The organism is Clostridium sp. (assembly GCF_018372875.1).
In the GTDB taxonomy this organism is placed as follows: Bacteria; Bacillota; Clostridia; order Clostridiales; family Clostridiaceae; genus Clostridium.
In genome coordinates, this window is record NZ_JAHAIF010000088.1 from 1 (window position 1) to 4,367 (window position 4,367).

At 28.5% G+C, this 4,367-nt stretch carries 2 protein-coding genes; both read right to left on the reverse strand.

The features are described 5' to 3' along the window. Positions 1–97: 97 nt before the first annotated feature. The gene (locus KIB46_RS16055) at positions 98–2,719 is read right to left on the reverse strand and encodes a calcium-translocating P-type ATPase, PMCA-type (protein WP_291673213.1); all 2,622 of its coding nucleotides are present in this window, start codon (positions 2,717–2,719) and stop codon (positions 98–100) included. Between the two features lie 334 nt (positions 2,720–3,053). Further along, the gene (locus KIB46_RS16060; protein ID WP_363290432.1) at positions 3,054–4,187 is read right to left on the reverse strand and encodes a DEAD/DEAH box helicase; all 1,134 of its coding nucleotides are present in this window, start codon (positions 4,185–4,187) and stop codon (positions 3,054–3,056) included. Positions 4,188–4,367 lie beyond the last annotated feature (180 nt).

The window sequence follows — 4,367 nt, forward strand, 5'->3', positions numbered from 1 at the left end:
AAATACATATAAAGTTATGAATAAAATTTAAAATTATAAAAATAAGGCTGTATCAGCCTAAGGTAAAAAACCTTAATCTGATACAGCCCCTTTTTTATTAGCTATTCTTTTTCATTCTTAGGAATATCTTTAATATTTCATTAATTAATAGTGGAACTAGTGAAATTAATATTACTAGAATCCAATCATTTAATGTTAATGCATAAACTTTAAATACACCTGCTAAGAAAGGTATTGTTATTACAGCAAGTTGTATTAATATACCAAAGACTATAGATGCAATTAAATATTTATTAGTAAATAAACCTACTGAAAAAATTGATTTTTTAGTACTTCTCATATTTAAAGAGAAAAATAATTGAGATACACTAAGCACTACAAAAGCCATTGTTTGAGCATGCATTAATGAGTTTGGATAAATTCTTTCTCCAAGTTTAAATGCAAAAAGTGTTAGAATACCAATTAATAACCCGTTAACTGTTAGGTATATTCCCATATGCCCAGCAAATAAGCTTTCTTTAGGGTTTCTTGGTTCTTCTTCCATAACAGAAGAGTCTTTAGGGTCTACTCCTAGTGATAGGGCTGGAAAACTATCTGTAATTAAGTTTACCCATAGAATATGAATAGGTAAAAGTGGAGTATTCCAATTAAGTAATATAGCAACAAACAAGGCAACTATTTCACCTAAGTTACAAGAAAGCAAGAATATAATAGCTTTTTTAATATTGTTGTAAATGTTTCTACCTTCTTCAACTGCATTTACAATAGTAGAGAAGTTATCATCAGTTAGTATCATATCTGCAGCACCCTTAGCAACATCTGTACCTGTAATTCCCATAGCAACGCCTATGTCGGCTGCTTTTAGGGATGGAGCATCATTTACGCCGTCTCCAGTCATTGAAACTATATTTCCGTGAGACTTAAAAGCTTTTACGATTTTTACTTTATGCTCTGGAGAAACCCTAGCAAAAATTCTATAGTTATTTACTATTTTATTAAATTCCTCTTGGCTATAATTATCAATTTCGCTACCAGACATACATTGATTTATATTATCTGCCATTCCTAATTCGTTACCAATAGCAAAAGCTGTATTCTTATGGTCTCCAGTAATCATAATAGGAATTATACCTGCTTTTTTACATTCAACTATAGAAGCCTTTACTTCTTCTCTTGGTGGGTCTATCATACCCATAAGACCTATAAAGATTTGGTCTTTTTCTAGGTTGTCTATAGATACATTTTTATTATCAATTTCTTTGTAAGAAGCACCTAAAACTCTTAATGCTGTATCACTCATAGAGTTTGATGCATCTAAAAGTTCCTTTTTCTTTTCCTCTGTAAGAGGTACTATTTCACTATTTATAAGAACTTTATTACATATTTTAAATAGAGAGTCTATTGCACCTTTTGTATATACTCTAAATTTATTTTCATAAGCATTTACAGTAGTCATTAACTTTCTATCAGAATCAAAAGGTATCTCATCAACTCTTTTATGCTCTTCGTTTAGTGAATCTTTAAATAAATTAACCTTATTACCTACATCAAGTAATGCTATTTCAGTAGGATCTCCAGTTTTAGAAGTTTCGTTAGAAGTAGCATCGTTACATAAAACCATTGCTTCAACTAAAAGCTCTGTTGAATTATCTTTAATATCTATATTATCTATAGGTACAAGAGAATCATTGATATATATCTTCTTAACAGTCATTTGATTTATTGTAAGAGTTCCTGTTTTATCAGAACATATAATACTTACTGATCCTAGAGTTTCAACAGCAGGTAGTTTTTTTACTATGGCATTGTGCTTTATCATTCTTTGTACCCCAAGAGCTAAAACTATAGCAACTATTGCTGGAAGTCCTTCAGGAATAGCAGCTACTGCTAATGAAATGGCAGTTAATAACATTTCAAACCAGTCTCTTCCTTGGAACATAGATAATATAAAGATTATTACGCATATTCCAATGGCTGCAAAACCTAGGATTTTACCAAGTTGTGCTAAACGCTTCTGAAGAGGAGTGGCTTCTTCTTCTTCATTATCTAACATCTTTGCAATTTTTCCTATTTCAGTATCCATTCCTGTTGCAACTACAATACCAGTACCACGTCCATAGGTTGCTAATGTAGACATATATGCCATATTAACTCTATCTCCTACAGGAGCTTTATCATCTTCAAGTACTATTTTTGAATCTTTTTCTGCTGGAACAGATTCTCCTGTAAAGGCCGATTCTTCAATTTGAAGATTGGCTGTTTCTATTAATCTTAAATCAGCAGGAATATATCTTCCAGCATCAATTATTACAATATCTCCAGTTACAACTTCTTCGGATGGTATTTCTATTAATTCACCATTTCTTTTTACTAATGCCTTAGGAGTACTTAGTTCTTTAAGGGCTTCAAGAGCTTTTTCAGCTTTTGATTCTTGTACAACTCCAATTGTAGCGTTAATTAAAATAACTATGAGAATTATAATAGAATCACTTATTTCTCCCATTATTCCAGATACAATTGCAGCAGCAATTAAAATATAAATCATAGCATCATTTAATTGCGCTAAAAATAGTTGGATCATTGTTTTCTTTTTCTTGCTAGCTAATTTGTTTTCACCATTCTTTTGTAATCTAATTTTTGCTTCTTCAGAGGTTAGTCCATTTAAAGAATCTGAATTTAATTCTTTAATTACATCATTAGAGTTTTTATTAAACCACATATAATCACCTCAACAATATTTTCTGTCAATACTATTAGTATATAGTTAAGATAAATAATTTATCCTTTATAATAGATGGAAACTAATAGATAAGACCTATAAGAATATTATAACAGTAAAGGAATTAAAAGGGTAAAAATAGAAAATGAAAATTAAAATGAGATTGGGTGCTTAGTTATATTAATAAGAAAAATTATATTAATAATATATCTTTTAAAAATTCTTTTATTATAAAGATTCTTAGATGGATCCATAAATATAACAATATATATTTATATAAATATATATTGAAAAAATAAAAGACTGCAAAGAAATCACAGCCTCTTATCATTAATTAAATTAGTTTTCCATAAGATAGATTTTTCTTTTGAATTTTAATTTTGAAATCTCTTTCGTATATTCTTATAGCACCTTTTTCTTTTTGAGTTACTAAAGAAATAGTTGTTCCACAATTATTTCCTCTAGCTGTTCTACCAGCTCTATGTAAGTACTCTTCTGAATTTTTAGGAAAGTCTAGGTTTATAATATGAGTTATATTATCAATATCTAAACCTCTTGCAGTCATATCAGAAGAAATTAAAATATTTATCTTACCATTTCTAAAACTTTCTAAAGCATTTTGTCTTTGTTCTTTTGTTAATCTGTTATGCATGGCAAAAGCTGATTTATTATGATAATTCAATTTATCTTTAACAATATTAATATCAAAAGATTTATTAACAAAAACTAATGCCTTCTCAGGGTTTACTGCAGATAATAATTTTCTTAGTACCTCAACCTTTTCTCTTTGGTCAACTTCTATATAGTAATGTTCAATATTTGGATTTAAAGAAACTTGTTGTTTGTTCTTATAGATAATAGGATCCTTCATAAGTTCCTTTGAAGTACTTAAAGTCTTATTGCTAATAGTAGCTGAAAAAATTAGAAGTTGTCTATCTCTCATTGTTTTCTTAACTATGTCTTTAACAAAGTTTGAGCTAGTGTTATCTAAAAGGTTATCACCTTCATCAATAACAATAGTTTTAATTTGGTGAGAGGCAATTTTCTTTTTATTCATTAAATCTAATACTCTACCAGGAGTACCTACTATTATATGAGGTTTTATTTCTTTTAATTTCTTAATTTGTTTATCTATATTCACATCACCAATAATATTTAGAGAAGTAACAGCTTTTTCTGAATTTGTACTAAGTAATTTTATTTGGTTATTAATTTGCATTACTAGTTCATGAGTTGGAACTAGAATAAGTACTTGCATTTCTCTTTTTGTTTCATCAATTTTTTGAAAAAGTGGAGCAAGAAAGGCTAGTGTTTTACCACTTCCTGTATGAGCTTCACCTATAACATCCCTTCCATCTAATATATCTGAAATAGATAGGGATTGAATTTCAGTTGGGGTTTCAATTCCTTGTTTATTTAACCCATTTATTATATTTTCATTTAGTCCTAATTCTTTAAATGATTTCATTATAATCTCCTTTGAATAATAGTTTTAGTTAGCATAAGTTTTATTATATACATTTTAATTGAAAAGTGCGAGTTATATTATAATAGTTAGAGTATAATTTTAGTAGGCAGAGATAGTAATAAAAACTAGATAAAAATAAAAGGAGATGCAAAAGCATCTCCCAATATACATAAATATCCA